16 protein-coding genes are annotated in these 17,822 nt (G+C 36.7%); 14 read left to right on the top strand and 2 right to left on the bottom strand.

Annotated elements, in window-relative coordinates; translation table 11 throughout:
• Window positions 1-25: 25 nt before the first annotated feature.
• The 3 genes from ACQVD9_RS00675 to ACQVD9_RS00665 all read left to right on the top strand — a co-directional run bounded on the left by ACQVD9_RS00675 (window position 26) and on the right by ACQVD9_RS00665 (window position 6,264).
• Entirely contained in the window at window positions 26-2,878 is a 2,853-nt protein-coding gene (locus ACQVD9_RS00675) for a valine--tRNA ligase (RefSeq protein ID WP_264746990.1), read from the top strand.
• 113 nt (window positions 2,879-2,991) lie between these two features.
• Entirely contained in the window at window positions 2,992-4,632 is a 1,641-nt protein-coding gene (locus ACQVD9_RS00670; RefSeq protein WP_264746989.1) for a mucoidy inhibitor MuiA family protein, read from the top strand.
• Between the two features lie 12 nt (window positions 4,633-4,644).
• Complete coding sequence (locus ACQVD9_RS00665; protein WP_492089217.1) at window positions 4,645-6,264, top strand: mucoidy inhibitor MuiA family protein; 1,620 nt, start codon at window positions 4,645-4,647, stop codon at window positions 6,262-6,264.
• Between the two features lie 71 nt (window positions 6,265-6,335).
• Here ACQVD9_RS00665 and aspA read toward each other — a convergent pair whose 3' ends face one another.
• Window positions 6,336-7,769 carry an aspartate ammonia-lyase gene (gene aspA, locus ACQVD9_RS00660; protein ID WP_264746987.1) on the bottom strand — a complete coding sequence of 478 codons (1,434 nt, stop codon included), beginning with the start codon at window positions 7,767-7,769 and terminating at the stop codon, window positions 6,336-6,338.
• A gap of 143 nt (window positions 7,770-7,912) precedes the next feature.
• On the opposite strand from aspA, the gene ACQVD9_RS00655 reads away from it, so the two are divergent.
• Both ACQVD9_RS00655 and ACQVD9_RS00650 read left to right on the top strand, forming a co-directional pair.
• Complete coding sequence (locus tag ACQVD9_RS00655) at window positions 7,913-8,824, top strand: LysR substrate-binding domain-containing protein (protein ID WP_264746986.1); 912 nt, start codon at window positions 7,913-7,915, stop codon at window positions 8,822-8,824.
• A 113-nt stretch (window positions 8,825-8,937) separates the two neighbouring features.
• Complete coding sequence (locus ACQVD9_RS00650) at window positions 8,938-9,450, top strand: tetratricopeptide repeat protein (RefSeq protein ID WP_264746985.1); 513 nt, start codon at window positions 8,938-8,940, stop codon at window positions 9,448-9,450.
• A 15-nt stretch (window positions 9,451-9,465) separates the two neighbouring features.
• Here the strand turns inward: ACQVD9_RS00650 and ACQVD9_RS00645 are convergent, their stop codons facing one another.
• Entirely contained in the window at window positions 9,466-9,795 is a 330-nt protein-coding gene (locus ACQVD9_RS00645) for a DUF1820 family protein (RefSeq protein WP_264746984.1), read from the bottom strand.
• A gap of 204 nt (window positions 9,796-9,999) precedes the next feature.
• Between ACQVD9_RS00645 and trxA the strand changes: the two genes are divergently transcribed.
• The 9 genes from trxA to ppk2 all read left to right on the top strand — a co-directional run bounded on the left by trxA (window position 10,000) and on the right by ppk2 (window position 17,798).
• Window positions 10,000-10,326, top strand: coding sequence for a thioredoxin TrxA (gene trxA / locus ACQVD9_RS00640; RefSeq protein ID WP_264746983.1), 327 nt, complete (start codon window positions 10,000-10,002; stop codon window positions 10,324-10,326).
• 359 nt (window positions 10,327-10,685) lie between these two features.
• Complete coding sequence (locus ACQVD9_RS00635; protein ID WP_264746982.1) at window positions 10,686-11,048, top strand: SMR family transporter; 363 nt, start codon at window positions 10,686-10,688, stop codon at window positions 11,046-11,048.
• Window positions 11,049-11,050: 2 nt separating this feature from the next.
• Complete coding sequence (gene mdtI / locus ACQVD9_RS00630; RefSeq protein WP_264746981.1) at window positions 11,051-11,380, top strand: multidrug/spermidine efflux SMR transporter subunit MdtI; 330 nt, start codon at window positions 11,051-11,053, stop codon at window positions 11,378-11,380.
• Between the two features lie 94 nt (window positions 11,381-11,474).
• Complete coding sequence (gene miaB / locus ACQVD9_RS00625; RefSeq protein ID WP_264746980.1) at window positions 11,475-12,806, top strand: tRNA (N6-isopentenyl adenosine(37)-C2)-methylthiotransferase MiaB; 1,332 nt, start codon at window positions 11,475-11,477, stop codon at window positions 12,804-12,806.
• 72 nt (window positions 12,807-12,878) lie between these two features.
• A complete protein-coding gene (locus tag ACQVD9_RS00620; protein WP_264746979.1) occupies window positions 12,879-13,871 on the top strand; it encodes a PhoH family protein in 993 nt (330 codons plus the stop codon).
• Window positions 13,861-14,322, top strand: a complete 462-nt coding sequence (gene ybeY, locus ACQVD9_RS00615) for an rRNA maturation RNase YbeY (RefSeq protein ID WP_264746978.1) — start codon at window positions 13,861-13,863, stop codon at window positions 14,320-14,322. Before ACQVD9_RS00620 ends, ybeY begins: the two co-directional genes overlap by 11 nt.
• A gap of 21 nt (window positions 14,323-14,343) precedes the next feature.
• Window positions 14,344-15,198 carry a CorC family transporter gene (locus ACQVD9_RS00610; protein WP_264746977.1) on the top strand — a complete coding sequence of 285 codons (855 nt, stop codon included), beginning with the start codon at window positions 14,344-14,346 and terminating at the stop codon, window positions 15,196-15,198.
• A gap of 2 nt (window positions 15,199-15,200) precedes the next feature.
• Window positions 15,201-16,721 (top strand): apolipoprotein N-acyltransferase, encoded by a 1,521-nt coding sequence (gene lnt / locus ACQVD9_RS00605; protein ID WP_264746976.1) that lies wholly within the window; start codon window positions 15,201-15,203, stop codon window positions 16,719-16,721.
• Between the two features lie 204 nt (window positions 16,722-16,925).
• Window positions 16,926-17,798: a polyphosphate kinase 2 gene (gene ppk2 / locus ACQVD9_RS00600; RefSeq protein WP_264747823.1), complete on the top strand. Its 873-nt coding sequence runs from the start codon at window positions 16,926-16,928 to the stop codon at window positions 17,796-17,798.
• Window positions 17,799-17,822: the final 24 nt, after the last annotated feature.

The raw sequence follows: 17,822 nt of genomic DNA, 5'->3' as shown, positions 1-17,822 counted from the left end.
TAGCTAAGAATAGACATCTATCCCTATGGACAAGACATATCAACCTGACAGTATTGAACGCTCATGGTATCAAACATGGGAATCTAATAATTACTTTGCCCCACAAGGACAAGGTGAACCTTATACTATTATGCTGCCACCACCTAATGTCACAGGTAATTTACATATGGGGCATGGTTTTAATAATGCCATTATGGATACTTTAATCCGCTACCGCCGTATGCAAGGTAGAAATACTTTATGGCAACCTGGTACAGACCACGCGGGTATTGCTACACAAATGGTGGTAGAGCGTCAACTAGGTTTACAAAATATTAGTCGCCATGATTTGGGACGTGAAAAGTTTATTGAAAAAGTCTGGGAGTGGAAAGCCGAATCAGGTGGTAATATTACCCGTCAAATTCGTCGTTTAGGTTCTTCGGTAGATTGGTCTCGTGAACGCTTTACTATGGATGAAGGATTATCCAATGCAGTAAAAGAAGCCTTTGTTCGTCTTTATAATGATGGCCTGATTTATCGCGGTAAACGATTAGTTAACTGGGATTGTAAATTCCATACGGCTATTTCTGACCTTGAAGTGGAAAATCATGATGAAAAAGGTCACCTATGGCACTTACGTTATCCATTAATGAATGGCGAGAAGACCAAAGAGGGAATAGATTATTTAATTGTTGCCACCACGCGTCCTGAAACTATGTTAGGGGATACAGCAGTTGCTGTTCATCCAGAAGATGAGCGTTATCAACATTTAATTGGCAAAACTATTTTATTACCTTTAGTAAACCGTGAAATACCTATTATTGCCGATGAATATGTCGATCCTGCATTTGGTACAGGTTGTGTAAAAATTACCCCTGCTCATGATTTTAATGATTATGAAGTAGGTAAACGCCATAACTTAACACTGATTAATGTGTTAGATGCTAATGGGGCTATTTTAAAAGTAGCACAAGCCTTTAATATTGATGGTTCAGTTAATACTACAGCAGATACTAGTTTGCCTACCGTTTATGCAGAGATGGATCGTTTTGATGCTAGAAAGGCAGTAGTAGCAGATTTTGAGAAATTAGGTTTATTAGAAAAAATTGAAGACCATGCTCTTAAAGTACCTAGAGGGGATCGTTCAGGTACAGTCATTGAGCCTTGGTTAACTGACCAATGGTATGTTAAAGCATCTGTATTAGCTAAACCTGCTATTGAGGCGGTAGAAGACGGTCGTATTCAATTTGTACCTAAGCAATATGAAAATATGTATTTTGCTTGGATGCGTAACATTCAAGATTGGTGTATTAGCCGTCAATTATGGTGGGGGCATCAAATCCCAGCTTGGTATGATGAGCAAGGTCAAGTATATGTAGGTAGAGATGAGCAAGAAGTTCGTCAACAATATAATTTGGCTGATAGTATTCAATTAAAACGTGATCCAGATGTATTGGATACATGGTTTAGCTCAGGCTTGTGGACGTTTTCTACCCTAGGTTGGCCTGAGCAAACAGAAGCCTTAAAAACTTTCCATCCAACCTCAGTATTAGTGAGCGGTTTTGACATTATCTTCTTCTGGGTAGCCAGAATGATTATGTTGACTATGCATCTAATAAAAAATTCAGATGGCACACCGCAAGTACCTTTTAAAACTGTCTATATGCATGGTTTAGTACGTGATGGACAAGGCCAGAAAATGTCTAAGTCTAAGGGTAATGTATTAGACCCATTAGATATTATTGATGGTATTGATCTTGAAACTTTAGTGCAGAAACGTACTTCTGGTTTAATGCGCCCTCAAGATGCACCAAAAATCGAGAAACAAACTCGTAAAGAGTTTGCTGATGGTATTGCTGCTTATGGTACAGATGCGTTACGTTTTACTTTCTGTTCATTAGCTTCTACAGGGCGTGATATCAATTTTGATATGAGCCGTGTTGAAGGCTATCGTAATTTCTGTAATAAGATTTGGAATGCTGCTCGTTATGTACTAATGCAGTGTGAGAATCAAGATTGTGGACAAAATAATGAGCCTGTTGAATTAACCTTAGCAGATCGTTGGATTATTTCACAACTACAGCATACTGAAACTGAAGTGGCTCGTCATTTGGATCAGTTCCGTTTTGACTTAGCCACCCAAGTGCTTTATGAGTTTATTTGGAATCAATACTGTGATTGGTATTTAGAGCTTTCTAAGCCTGTATTATGGGATGAGTCTGCACCTGTTGAGCGTTTAAGAGGTACTCGTCGTACATTGGTTAGGGTATTAGAAGCAACTCTGCGTTTAGCACATCCTATTATGCCATTTATTACTGAAGAAATTTGGCAAAGTATCAAAGCATTAGCAGGTAGGTCTGGCGATAGTATCATGCTACAGCCATATCCTATGGCAGATGAAAGTAAGCTAGATAAGCAGGCGGAAGTAGATATTGAATGGTTAAAAGCCTTTATTAATGGTATTCGTAATATTCGTGCAGAAATGAATATTAATCCAGGTAAACCATTAGAAGTGATGCTTAATCATTGTAATAGTGAAGATCAGCGTCGTTTACAAGAAAATGAAGCATTCTTAAAGAAACTAGCTAAGTTAGAAAATATTACTGCATTAGCATCAGGTCAAGAGGCCCCACCAGCAGCCACTGCCTTAGTAGGTGATATGGAGGTGCTTGTACCTATGGCGGGACTTATTGATAAGGAAGCAGAACTAGCACGTTTGGATAAAGAAATTCAAAAATTAACAGCAGAAGTACAACGTACCAATGGCAAGTTAGGTAATGCTAGCTTTGTAGAAAAAGCACCCGCTGATGTGATTGAAAAAGAACGCAGTAAATTGGTAGAAGCAGAGCAAGCAATTGCACGTTTAACTGAGCAACGTAAAAAAATTGTAGAGTTGTAAAAATGTTGTAAAAGTTAAGCTAGATTTATAGCGATAAAAAAAAGATCCTGTATAGTTTATATAGGATCTTTTTTTATATGAGTAATTTTATTTATTACTAAAAGGATAAAGCTATGAATAAGTGGCTATCTATTGTTTGTTTAGGAACTATAACTTTTTGTTGCCAAGCAGAAACACAAAAGTTAAGTTCAGCGATTAAAGCAGTGACTGTTTACAATGATCGAGCAGCGATTACCCGTTATGCGGAGGTACGGCTAAGTGCTGGTGAGCATGAATTAATTTTTGAAAATTTGCCAGTGCGTTTAGATGATGCTTCATTACAAGTAGATGCAAAAGCAACTAGCCCAACGACTATTTTAGATGTGGTTACTAAACAGCAACGTTTAATTAGTAATGCTAATGAACGTTTACAACAACTTGAAAAGCAAATAGAAGTGCTACAAGAGCAATTGGCTAAGTTGAATGATAGAGAGAATATTATAAAGGGTCAGTATGATTTTATTAAGCAAATGCAAAGCAGTGCCGTAGGTGTTACTGATAAAGCCAATAGGCCAACCATGCAACAAATCCAACAGATAATGGAGCTTTCTAATAATAACTTAACCCAGTTAGCAACAGAACAACGACAGATAACAACAGATAAAGAGCAATTACAAAAACAGCTACAAGTACTACAAAATGATCGTTATCCCTTACAAAGAGAAGCTAATTTACAAGTTAAAAATGTAGCTGTAAGAGTAAATTTAGCTCAACCAGCAACTGTAAAAGTAGCTTTAACTTATGTTACATTCGGTGCTAGTTGGTATCCTATTTATGATGCGCGCTTTAATAGTAAGGAACAAAACTTATCACTAAACTATTCAGCTAATGTCTCTCAACAAACAGGAGAAGATTGGCGAAATGTAAAGCTTACGTTATCAACAGCCCGTCCGGCTTTAGGAGGTAATGCCCCATTATTAACGGAGTGGAAGCTTTTACCTTATTCACCTGATGTATATAGAAATAGGGAGATGGCTAAAAAGGATATACAGTATAAGGCAGTTATGATGCCAGAATCTGCTATGGAACTTGCAGCGAGTAAACAAATAACAACGGCAACTTATAAACCAGTTTTAGTGCCTGTAGCAAATGTAGATATGAGTGCGACTAGTACAGCCTTTACCATTGCAGAACCTGCTTCATTGATAACAGGGGGAGACCAGCAAAAAGTTACGATCAATAGTATTCCTGATCTATCAACCAATTTAATCTATCAAGTAGTACCACGTTTACAACAGGTAGCATATTTACAAGCAGATACTAAAAATACAACGACCTATCCACTATTAGCTGGGCAATTAAATATCTTTATGGATGGTCGTTTTATTGCAACAGGACAATTAAAAACAACCATGCCTAATGAACAGTTTAAAGTTGATTTAGGTGCAGATGAAGCTATTAAAGTGACATATAAACAACTAAAACGTTTTACTGAAAAAACTGGATTTACTAACAGTGGTGAGCGTATAACTTATAATTATTTAATTACTGTGCAAAATAATAAAAATAAAGACGTTAAAGTAGATATTAAGGACCATATTCCTATTTCGCAAAATGAAAAAATAAAGGTAAAACTATTATCACCTAAAAATATTAGTCCAGATAAGGAAGGGAAGCTTAATTGGCAAATTAGCCTTAAGCCTATGGAAAAACAAGAAATACCCGTTAATTTTACTATTGATTATCCAGTAGATACTCAAGTGATAGGCTTATAAAGGAGCATGATGATGAAACAATGGCTATCGGTTATTTGTTTAGGCACATTAAGTATTTATTGTTATGCTGAACAAAAGACATTAACTTCTGCAATTAAAGAGGTAACAGTTTACACAGATAGAGCAGCGATTACCCGCAAAGCAGAGATATTATTACCTGCCGGTGAGCATGAGTTATATTTTAATAATCTACCAGCTCAGTTAGATAATAATTCAGTGCAAATAAATGCATTAAGTACTGTTCCTACTACTATTTTAGATGTAACAACTAAGCAAGAAGCTCGTTTAGAAGACGTTAATTTGCGGCTACAAAAAATAGATCAAGAAATTAAGCAATTAAATGATCAGTTAAATGTCTTAGCAGATCAAGAAGCATTGTTGATAAACCAGCAAGAGTTTATTAGTAAGATGCAGTCAGGGGTATTGGCTCCAAGCAAAGATGCTTCTCGCCCATCAGCACAAGAGCTGCAAAATATTATGCAGTTTGCTAAAGATAATTTAGCCGCTATTTTAGAAAAACAACGAGCGATTGCTAAACAACGAACAGAGCTGAAGAAACAACTTGGTGTATTACAAAATGAGCGCTATCCCATTCAGCAAAGAAAAGGTTTTCAAGTTAAAAATGTAGTGGTTCGTATTAATTTACAACAAGCGGGTAAGGTTAATTTAGATTTAACTTATATGACTTATGGTGCTAATTGGTATCCTAATTATGATGCTCGTTTTGATAGTCGTAATAATAAGTTATCAGTAACTTATTTAGGGGTAATCAGTCAAAGAACAGGCGAAGACTGGCAAAATGTTAAGTTAACTCTCTCTACAGCAAAACCTAATTTAGGGGGTAATGCACCAGAATTAACTTCTTGGCTAATTAATGAGGCTGCAAAAGTAAAACCATTAACAGGTCGAGTAACTGGTGCCAATAATTATGGTTCGGCTGCTCCTGCGCCTATGGCAGTAATGAGAGAGGAAGCGGCTACAACGGCTGTTAGACAGATGGCTACAGTTGATACAGGGATCACGAGTGCCTCTTTTAATATTGATAAGCCTACCTCATTAGCCAGTGATGGTAGCCAGCAGAAAGTAACTATTACAGATATTGATTTAGCCAGCAAGCTGCAATATTTAACAGTACCTAAGTTAGCACAGGCAGCTTATTTGCAAGCAACCAGTATTAATAATAGTGATTTCCCCTTATTGGCAGGTAGATTAAATATTTTTATGGATAATCGTTTTATAACTACAGGTAGTTTAAAAACCATCATGCCTAAAGAAGAATTAAAGTTAGATCTAGGTGTGGATGAAGGAGTAGCAGTTACTTATAAACAGCTTAACCGTTTTACAGAAAAAACAGGTTTAACCAATAGTTATCATAAAGTAACGTATGAATATTTGCTTACAGTACAAAATAATAAGCAAACACCAGAAACTATCAAGGTAATGGATCATATTCCCGTACCTCAAGATAAGAAGATTACGGTTAAATTGTTATCACCCAATTCTAAAACTATCGAGCAAGATAAAGAGGGTAAGATTACTTGGAATTGGACATTAAGCGCAGGTGAAAAGAAACAAGCAACTGTTAAATTCTCGGTAGAGTATCCAGTGGATATGAATATTGGAGGGTTGTAGTAATTAACTACAGAGATAAAAAAGCCAGCAGTAAAGCTGGCTTTTTTATTATAGCTATAATTAGACGAGATTTAGTGTTTAGTTAAATCTGTTAATGCTAAATGTGGTGCAATCATATTTTCAGGCTTAAGAATTTCTTCTAGTGTTTCTTCACTAAGCAAATTCTCTTCACGTACTAACTCTAATACGCCTTTACCTGTTTCTAAAGCTACACGGGCAATACGGGTTGAGTTTTCATAACCAATATAAGGGTTAAGCGCAGTTACTAAACCAATGGAGTGTTCAACAAGGTCTTTACAGCGTTCAACGTTAGCAGTGATACCATCAATACAAAGGGTACGTAACATCTCCATAGCACGACTTAATAGTCTTATGGAGTCAAATGTTTTATAGGCAATGAGTGGTTCCATTACATTTAATTGTAACTGACCGCCTTCTGCTGCAATTGTTAATGCTAGGTCATTACCAATCACTTCAAATACTACTTGGTTAACTGCTTCAGGAATAACAGGGTTAACTTTACCAGGCATAATAGAGCTACCAGGTTGTCTTGGTGGTAAGTTAATTTCATTAATACCTGTTCTTGGGCCACTTGATAGTAATCTTAAGTCATTACAGATTTTTGATAGTTTTACACCTGTACGTTTTAACATACCAGAGAGCAATACGAAGGCACCCATATCTGAGGTGGCTTCAATTAAGTCGGTAGCAGGTAGTAGTGGGTGGCCACTAATTCGTGCTAAATGTTGTACCGCTAAAAATTGATAACGAGGATCAGCATTAATGCCTGTTCCAATGGCTGTACCTCCAAGGTTTACTTCACGCAGTAAATCAGGAATTAATAGACGAATACGGTCTACATCTTCAGTCAGTGTGGTAGCAAAAGCGTGGAACTCTTGTCCTAAAGTCATAGGCACAGCATCTTGTAATTGAGTGCGTCCCATTTTGATCACATGAGCAAACTCTTCACCTTTTTCTGCAAAAGAGTCACGAAGTTTACCTAACGCATCTAATAAAGAATCATAACCTAATAATAAACCAACACGAATAGCTGTTGGGTAAGCATCGTTGGTAGATTGAGCCATATTTACATCATTGTTAGGGTGTAAATATTTGTATTCACCTTTTTGATGTCCCATTTCTTCTAAGGCAATATTGGCAATCACTTCATTGGCGTTCATATTGGTCGAAGTACCTGCACCGCCTTGAATCATGTCTACTAAGAATTGATCATGAAATTCACCATTGGTGATACGTTCGCATGCTTTAACAATAGCAGCATGCTTTTCATCAGATAAATAGCCTAATTCATGATTAGCCTCTGCTGCAGCCCACTTAACCATAGCTAAGGCATTCACTAGTTTGGGGAAATGGGATAAAGTGATACCAGTAAGCTTAAAGTTATTGATAGCTCTTAATGTTTGAATACCATAATAGGCGTCATTAGATACTTCTAAAGTGCCTAGTAAATCTTTTTCAATACGGACTGATGCAGAATTAGACATAATAAAAACCTGTTTTTGAAATGCGGTTACTACAAAATTTGCGAAATAATAGGATCTAAAAGGGCTTCTTACAAATGCCTTTATTTGCTATGCTATGCAAAATTTGCATAATGTGGTTTTTTTATTTTTGGGATAAAATGGACATGAACCTTGAATTAAGATGGCTAGAAGACTTTAGTGCCCTTGCTACGACCTGTAGTTTTTCTAAGGCTGCGGAGCAACGTTTTGTAACACAACCTGCTTTTAGTCGCCGTATTAAAAATTTAGAAGAAGCGTTAGGTTTTAGTTTAATTAATCGTTCTAAAACACCCATTGAGTTAACTGAATCAGGTCAGGTTTTCTTAATTACTGCAAGGAATGTAATTGAGCAATTACATGAGGTAGTGAGGCACATTCATCATACGGATACTACGCAAGGCGAAATATTACAATTTGCAGTGGCCCACTCATTAGCGCAAGGTTTTTTCCCACAATGGATGGCAAAGCTTCGTAAAGATGGCTTATCTGTTACTTGTCGATTAGTTGCTGCTAATGTGGGGGATGCTACTCGTGCTTTACGTGAAGGCGCCTGTGACTTAATGCTGGCTTACCATGATCCTGAATCAGCTTTACAGCTTCCACCAGAATTATTTCCATGGTTAGTTTTAGGGCATACAGAAATGGTTCCTGTGTGTGGTTTTGATGAATATAAAAAACCACTCTTTGAAATAAATAACCAACAACAGTTCCCTTTACTTGCTTATGGGCAAGGCGCTTTTCTAGGACATTCGGTTAATTTACTACTACGTCAATCTAAACTACGCTATGTCAAGCTCTTTGAAACAGCTATGGCGGATAGCTTAAAAGCGATGGCTATAGAAGGTTTAGGTGTGGCGTGGTTACCTAAATTAAGTGTGGAAAATGAGTTGGCTCGTAAAGAGTTAGTGATTTGTGGTGATAGCCAATGGTTTATACCATTGGAAATACGTCTTTATCGTTGTTCATTAATTAAGAAAAACGCCATTAAATCATTTTGGGAACAGTTAGCAGGCCCCGATAGCTTAACCAATGAATAACAAGCATAAAATTATTTTTTGGTAGCTATTACTGTTTTATATAAAAGGGCGTACACTTTAGGTAAGATTTCTTGTAAGGCCATCGTTGTTGTTAGGAGTATTTAAACAGAGCTATGAACAGTTCTTATTGCAAATTCTATTCAATTAGTTGTTTGCTATTACTATTTGTTAATCAATTATTCGCAGAGGGACTAAATTTACCAACGATAACAAGTTGTACATTTAATGTGCCTCAAGAGCAACAAGCTTTTATGTTAGATCGTTGTATGGTGGCCGCTAAAACGGGTGATAAAGATGCTCAATACCAATTAGGACTTTATTATGGCGAAGGAAAATTAGTTACTGCTAACTATTCAGAAGCACTTTATTGGTTTAAACAAGCCTCTGCCCAAGCACATGTTGATGCTCAAGTGCGATTAGGTTATATGTATTTACAAGGACAGGGCGTGCCCGTTAATAATTTGCAAGCCTATATTATTTTTAAAATAGCAGGTATTAATGGTTCTGATGAAGCTATGGATGAAGCTGATGTAGCAGCAGATCTTATGAATCCACAAGAGCTACAACAAGCTAACTATATTTTGGGTAAAACGTTTCGGCTTTATCTAAAAAATATTAAAGAGTAACCTTAGTTAGCTATATTATTTAGTAGGAAGAGGGGGCATAGGAAAGGGCATAATATTGCCAGTACCTTTCGCTTCTGTGATCTTGGCAATTCCCAAACGTTCAACTTCGTCAATACGAATGACACTGTGCATTGGAATAAAGCTTCTGTTAACGCCTTCAAATTGAGATTTTAGTCTTTCCTCGCTAGGGTCAACTACCATCTGAGTGCGTTCACCAAAAATAAACTCTTCTATTTCAAGAAAGCCCCACAAATCGCTTTGATAAATTTGTTTGGCATACATTTCATAAACCTGACCTTGGTTTAGGAAAATTACTCGATAAATAGGCTCTTCATTTTTGTTCATAAGTTAAGGTAACCAAAATTCTACAAGTTGGGCTAATAAAACCATCTATTTTACTCTAGATTTAGTTAATTTACAGCATGATTAGTTAAACTCTATTAAGCTAGTTAGAAAAATTCATCAGTCATTAGTAGGTTATAACTTTTTTTAAAATGAATATAGCAGTATCATAGCAACAGAATAAATGTTTACACAGAGGGTTTTATAATGTCTGATATTATTCATGTAACTGATAATGATTTTGCAGAAAATGTATTAAAGTCGGATCTACCAGTATTAGTAGATTATTGGGCTGAATGGTGTGGTCCATGTAAAATGATAGCGCCTGTACTAGATGTATTAGCAGATGAATATGATGGTAAGCTACAAATCTGCAAATTAGATATTAGTAATAACCCACAAATACCACAAACATATGGTGTGCGTAATATTCCTACATTAATGATTTTCAAAAATGGTGAAGCTATTGCAACTAAAGTAGGTGCGGTGAGTAAATCACAATTAGCTGCTTTTATTGATGCTACCTTATCTTAATATAATGAAACAGCAACTGCTTTCAGAGAGCAGTTGCAAATTCCTATTAATACAGATCAAATAAGTCATAATTGGTTACGTATCAATCTATCCAGTGCTTGAATTAAAATAGCTAATAGATATAATGTAATCATTATGTTAGTACAAAATTTTAGTTTTATTACCACCAGTTGTTTTCTTATATCCCTCGAGTATTGTTGGCGAGGCGGCCTGTAAAGTTCTTTCTCCTCATTTTTCAAATTTAAATAATTAAAGTTTTTTTGCTTACGTGCTGTTGAGTGCACAGCTGTGTTGAATTTTTATAGTTTCGTTTAAATACTTAGCTTCTAACACGTAAGCGGTGCAGTGGAGAAAGTATTATGCGTGCGTGGGTTTATTTATTAGTAGCTATCTTTTTTGAAGTGATAGGTACTTCTTCTATTAAATTATTAGTTCATGATTTTCCTTTAATTGGTTATGGCGTAATGTATAGCCTAATAGGGCTGTCTTATTTCTTTTTATCATTATCAGTAAAAAAAGTACCCGTTGGTGTGGCTTATGCACTTTGGGAAGGTATTGGTATTGTACTGATTACAATAGTGAGTGTGGCTTTATTTAATGAGCAGCTAGGGTTCTTTAAGATAGGTGGTTTGGGATTGATTATTGTGGGTATCTTATTAATTAAATCAGGTACTCAGTCAGTTGCTAAAAAAGTAACTAACTATCAGGCTAAGGAGGCATAGTTATGAACGATTTTACATGGGTTCATATAGGGTTCTTAGCCTTAGCTATTGTGTTGGAAGTATTGGCTAATGTGTTTTTAAAGTACTCAAATGGTTTTAAAAACCGCATGTTAGGAGTATTGTCTATCCTTTTTGTATTAGGTGCTTTTACTGCATTGGCACAGTCTGTAAAAGGTATTGACTTATCTATTGCTTATGCCATATGGGGGGGCTTTGGTATCTTAGCAACAGTTGCTATGGGAGCTATTTTATTTAACCAAAATTTAAAAGCAAAAGGGTGGTTAGGTATCATGATTTTAATTTTTGGTATGATGTTATTAAAATTAGCTTAACTAATTAGCAATCAATTATTATTAATAGTAGGTAAAGGTTGTTATCTACTTTATAATAGCCCCCTTTTTAATTGATTAATTGTTTATCACCACTATGACCAAGAAGCTTTTTATCGAAACACATGGTTGCCAAATGAATGAGTATGATAGCGCTCGTATGGCAGACTTATTAGGAGAAAATCAGGGAGTTGAGTTAACTGATAATCCTGAAGAGGCAGATATTTTATTATTAAATACCTGTTCTATTCGTGAAAAAGCGCAAGAGAAAGTATTTTCTAATCTTGGTCGGTGGCGTGAGCTAAAAAAACGTAATCCTAATATTGTGATTGGTGTAGGTGGTTGTGTGGCTAGCCAAGAGGGTGCGGCAATTCGTGATCGTGCTCCTTATGTGGATGTGGTGTTTGGTCCACAAACTTTGCATCGTTTACCAGAAATGATTGATGCAGCTAAGACTACTCAAAAACCACAAGTAGATATATCTTTCCCAGAAATAGAAAAGTTCGATCGTTTACCTGAGCCAACTGTAGATGGACCAACTGCAATGGTTTCCATTATGGAGGGCTGTAGTAAATACTGTGCTTTCTGTGTAGTACCTTATACCCGTGGTGAAGAAGTTAGTCGCCCAGTGGAAGATGTAATTGCCGAGATTATCCATCTGGCTGAAAATGGCGTGAAAGAGGTTATTTTATTAGGGCAAAATGTAAACGGCTATCGTGGTAGTAATTCTGAAGGTGGTATTACAGATTTTGCAGACTTATTACGAATAGTGGCTGAAATTGAAGGTATTGATCGCATTCGTTATACCACCTCACACCCTTTAGAATTCTCTGATGCTTTAATTCAAGCCCATGCAGATTTACCAAAATTGGTTAAGTTTGTGCATTTACCTGTACAGGCAGGTTCTGACCGTGTTTTAGCAGCAATGAAGCGTAATCATACAGCACTTGAGTATAAGTCACGTATTCGCAAGTTAAAAGCAGCTGTGCCAGATATTTGTATTAGTTCTGATTTTATTGTGGGCTTTCCAGGTGAAACAGAGAAAGACTTTGCACAAACCATGAAGCTGATCGAAGAGGTTGGTTTCGATTTCTCTTACTCATTTGTTTATAGCGCTCGTCCTGGAACGCCAGCAGCAGATTTGCCGGATGATACCTCTGAAGAGGTGAAAAAACAGCGCCTGCAAATATTGCAAGCACGTCTTAATCAGCAGGGATTTGAAATTAGTCGTCGTATGGTAGGAACTACTCAATCGATTTTAGTTACAGATTTCTCTAAGAAAGATCCCGGTATGTTGCAAGGTCGTACGGAAAATAACCGTATTGTTAATTTCCGTAGTGATAATCCGTTGCTAATCGGTCAATTTGTTAATGTAAAAATTGAAGAGGCATTACCTCATTCGTTAAGAGGAGCGCTTATTAGTGATTAAGCCAATTGCTATTCGTTGCAACTTATTGTAGGCTTAAGTCAATCATTAATAACAGAGGTAACCACTAATACTTTGAGCGCTTTACCTAGCACTAGACAATTTACATTAGAACCATTCGATACAAGACGTTTTGCCAACTTAAGTGGTCAGTTTGATGAGCATTTTCGGCAAATTGAGCAACGTTTGGGCATTGAAATTCGTAATCGTGGCAATCAGTTTGAGTTAATAGGTAATGAGGAGCGAGCATTAGCCGCAGAAAACCTGATTCGTCGGTTATATCGTGAAGCGAAAAGTATGCCGTTATCGCCAGAGGTGATACATTTATTCTTGCAAGAGTCTGGCTTGGAAGAAATGGTTGCACCTAATAATAATCAGCCACAAATTACCTTAAAGACATTAAAAGGGACTATTCGACCTCGTGGTGCGAATCAGCAAGGATATGTTAAAGCCATCTTAGAAAATGATATTAATTTTGGTATTGGCCCTGCGGGTACAGGTAAAACTTATTTAGCAGTTGCTTGTGCGGTGGATGCATTACAACGTGAACAAGTGCGTCGTATCTTATTAGTACGTCCAGCGGTTGAGGCAGGTGAAAAGCTAGGTTTTTTACCAGGTGACCTTTCGCAAAAGATAGACCCTTATTTACGCCCGCTGTATGACGCTCTATATGAGATGTTAGGTTTTGAGCATGTGGCTAAATTAATCGAGCGACAAGTTATAGAAGTAGCGCCATTAGCTTATATGCGTGGCCGTACTTTAAATAACAGCTTTATTATTTTAGACGAAAGCCAAAATACTACTATTGAACAAATGAAGATGTTTTTAACCCGTATAGGGTTTGGCTCTACAGCTGTTATTACAGGTGATACAACACAAATCGATTTGCCTAAAGGTACCCGTTCAGGGTTAATGCATGTTATCGATGTTTTGCGTAGTGTGCCAGGTATTAGTTTTACTCACTTTAAAGCAAAAGATGTGGTCAGGCACCCGTTAGTACAACGAATTGTAGAAGCCTATGATCGTTACGATAAAAGTTTAGGACAACAAGAAAAAAATGAACATTGAGTTAGACTTGCAGCTAGCCAGTGAAGAACCTTATATACCTGATGCTAGTCTGTTCCTAAAGTGGTGTGAAGTAGCTATTACTCCTTATCAGCAAAATGCAGAGCTTACTATCCGTATTGTTGATGAGGCGGAAGGGCAAGAGCTTAATGCAGCTTATCGTCATAAAGATTATGCAACTAATGTTTTATCATTTCCCAGTGAGTTACCTGAGGGGATTTTGGATATTCCTTTATTAGGTGATTTAATTATCTGTGCACCAGTGGTAACAAAAGAAGCTGAACAACAACAAAAGAATTTAGAGGCTCATTGGGCGCACCTTGTTACCCATGGTTGTTTACACCTATTAGGTTTTGACCATGAGGAACAACAAGCAGCTATTGAAATGGAAGCATTAGAACAACAATTGCTAATGCAACAGGGATACCCTGACCCTTATCAGGAAGTTAACTAAACGTAGGTATTACAAAAGAAAATGAGCGAAGATCAATCGAGTCAGCATAAATCTTGGTTTGAGAAACTAACCCAAGCATTTGCCCATGAGCCAAAGAATCGTCAAGATTTGTTAGAGCTTCTCCATGAGGCACACATTAATAAGCTGCTAGATGCTGATGCGTTAACCATTGTAGAGAGTGCTATTCAAATAGCAGACTTACAAGTACGTGATATCATGTTGTCACGCTCACAAATGGTATTTATTAAAATTACTCAATCTATTGAAGAGCTTTTACCTACTATTATAAAAACAGCACATTCTCGTTATCCTGTATTAGAAGAGGATATGGAGACAGTAGGTGGTATTTTATTAGCAAAAGATTTGTTGCCTTACCTATTGCAGTTAGCAACAGGACAAGAGACTGAGTTTGATATTAAAAAAATATTAAGGCCAGCAACTTATGTACCTGAATCAAAAAGAGTGAATGTACTGTTAAGAGAGTTTCGTGCTACGCATAATCATATGGCCATTGTGGTAGATGAATATGGTGGTGTTGCAGGGCTAGTTACCATCGAAGACGTTTTAGAACAAATTGTTGGTGATATTGAAGATGAACATGATATTGAGGAGGCAAGCTATATTCGTCCTCAACCTAATGGTGATTTCGTAGTAAAAGCACAAACACCTATTCATGTGTTTAATCAATATTTTCCTGAAAATCGTTACTCTGAAGAATTTGGTAGAACTATTAGTGAATTAGTTGAACACCATTTTGGCCACTTACCTAAACGTAATGAAACGATGGTGATTGGTTCATTCCGTTACCGTGTGTTAACAGCGGATAGCCGTAAACTCCACTTACTACGCTTAACACCTTGTAAAATTGTGGATTAACGATGCTATCAATCATTACTAAGAAGGGTTGGTTAGGCCATTTAATAGCTTTTGTAGCAGGTGTTTTAACACCACTTTTTTTAGCTCCCTTTAATATTTGGCCAATAGCCTTTATTTCTGTTGGTTGTTTTTATCTTGGTTTAAAAGAACTTTCCGTTAAGCAAGCGATTATTCGTGGTTGGTGTTATGGTTTTGGAGCCTATATAGCGGGTGTTAGTTGGATTTATGTCAGTATAAATACCTTTGGTAATGCCCCTGTTTGGTTAGCAGCTGCTTTAACTATAGCTTTTTGTATGTCAGTTGCCTTCTTTTTTGTTATTCCTGCTGTTATTTGGGTTAAGTGGTTTCGTGCCGATCACACCTATTTTGTAGATGCTTTTGCATTTGCAGGATTGTGGGCTATACAAGAATGGTTTAGAGGCTGGTTTTTAACAGGCTTTCCTTGGCTTTATACAGGCTATAGCCAACTTGATGCACCATTAGCAGGTTTTGCACCTATAGGTGGTGTGTGGTTAATTTCCTTTTTAATAACATTAATAACTGTTTTATTAATCAAAGTTTATTATTTTAGGCAACAAAAAATTAAAGTAATTATAAGCATTGTTGTTGTTATTGCTTTGCCTCTCATGGGTGTATTACTTAATAAAATCCATTGGACAACCTCTATTGATGATAAATTACCCGTTACCTTAATTCAGGGTAATATTGCTCAGGGCCAAAAGTGGGAACCCTCATTTTATAGAGACCAGTTGAATTTGTATTGGCATTTAACGCAACAACATCAAAGAGTAAATAGCTTAGTAATTTGGCCTGAAAATGCGATTCCTTATCTAAAAGAGTCTGTGCAAGAGTTATTGGATACCACTATTGGTGTTTATGAAAAAAATAATAAAGCTACATTAATTACTGGCCTGCCAATTAGGCAGCAGGATAATAAGGGTGAGCGTTATTATAATGGCATTACTGTAGTGGGTGAGGGTGAAGGTACCTATTTAAAACAAAAATTGGTTCCTTTTGGTGAGTATGTCCCTTTGCAGGATATGCTACGTGGTATGATTGAATTTTTTAATTTACCAATGTCAGACTTTAGGCGTGGTACTTCAGATCAACCACTGTTGAAAGTTAAAGATTATCAAGTAGCACCGTTTATTTGTTATGAAGTAGTTTATCCAGACTTTGTGGCTTCTTTTGGGGCAGAGAGCAATTTGTTGATAACGATTAGTAATGATACATGGTTCGGTCATTCAATTGGTCCTAAACAACACCTCCAGATGGCACAAATGCGCGCCTTAGAAGCTGATCGTTGGATGGCTAGGGCAACCAATAATGGTATTACAGCGATTATTGATAATAAAGGTCAAATTATTAAAGAAATTCCAAGTTTTGAGGTAGGTGTATTACAGGGAGAAGTAACCTTAGTAACGGGCAAAACACCTTATCAGGTGTGGTATAGTTATTTTATATTAAGTATTAGTATTTTAGGCTTATTAGTTGCGTTTTTTATGAACAAATTCAAAAAATAACCTCAATATTTTAAGGAGTTTTGCCGTTTACTGATATAATAATTACTTTGGCTTTATGTGAAGGTGATATCTATGGAACAGGGTAAGACGACTAAACCAACTACTAAAAAAACGCCTGTGAGAAAAAGTGCTGTTAAATCTACAACCACTCCTCGTGCTCGTAAAGTGGCTTCTAAAACTTCTGCAACTAAAGCTGCACGCGATATGTCAGTTAAAACCATTCAAGAAGTTAGTAAAGACCCTGTAGCAACAAAAGTAGCCTTAGCTCCTCATGGTACTGTAGAAGATAGTAGTTCAGCCGCTCTTCCTGATAGTTATCCTTACCGTACACGTATTAAACGTAATGAGTATGAAAAAACCAAAAAGCAATTACAAATAGAGTTATTAAAAGTACAGCGTTGGGTTAAAGAAACTGGACAACACATAGTTCTTCTATTTGAAGGACGTGATGCTGCAGGTAAAGGGGGAACTATTAAGCGTTTTAACGAACACTTAAACCCTCGTGGTGCACGTGTTGTAGCTTTAGAAAAACCTACTGATGCAGAAAGAGGCCAATGGTATTTTCAACGTTATATTCAACATTTACCAACTAAAGGTGAAATCGTATTCTTTGACCGTTCTTGGTATAACCGTGCAGGTGTTGAAAAGGTTATGGGCTTTTGTACTCAACGTGAGTATTTAGAGTTTTTGCGAGAAACACCAAACTTTGAGAGAATGTTGGTAAATAGTGGTATTATCTTATTTAAATATTGGTTTTCAGTGAGTCGTGAAGAGCAATTACGTCGTTTTATTGCACGTCGAGATGACCCATTAAAACAATGGAAATTATCTCCTGTGGATATTCAATCATTGGATAAATGGGATGATTATACAAAAGCTAAGGAAGCCATGTTTTTCCATACTCATACAGGTGACGCTCCTTGGACTATTGTAAAGTCAGATGATAAAAAACGTGCCCGTTTAAACTGCCTGCGTCATTTCTTATATAATTTAGATTACCCAGAAAAAGATCTAAATATAGTCTATGAAGCTGATAGTTTATTAGTGGGTGATCCCATTTTATTGCAGGGACAGTAATTAAAAAAGGCTTGCATTTGCAAG

This window comes from Entomomonas sp. E7T21, from assembly GCF_058693955.1.
The sequence above is the reverse complement of the archived record's forward strand: the minus strand, read 5'-3'. Positions and strand labels throughout refer to the sequence as shown.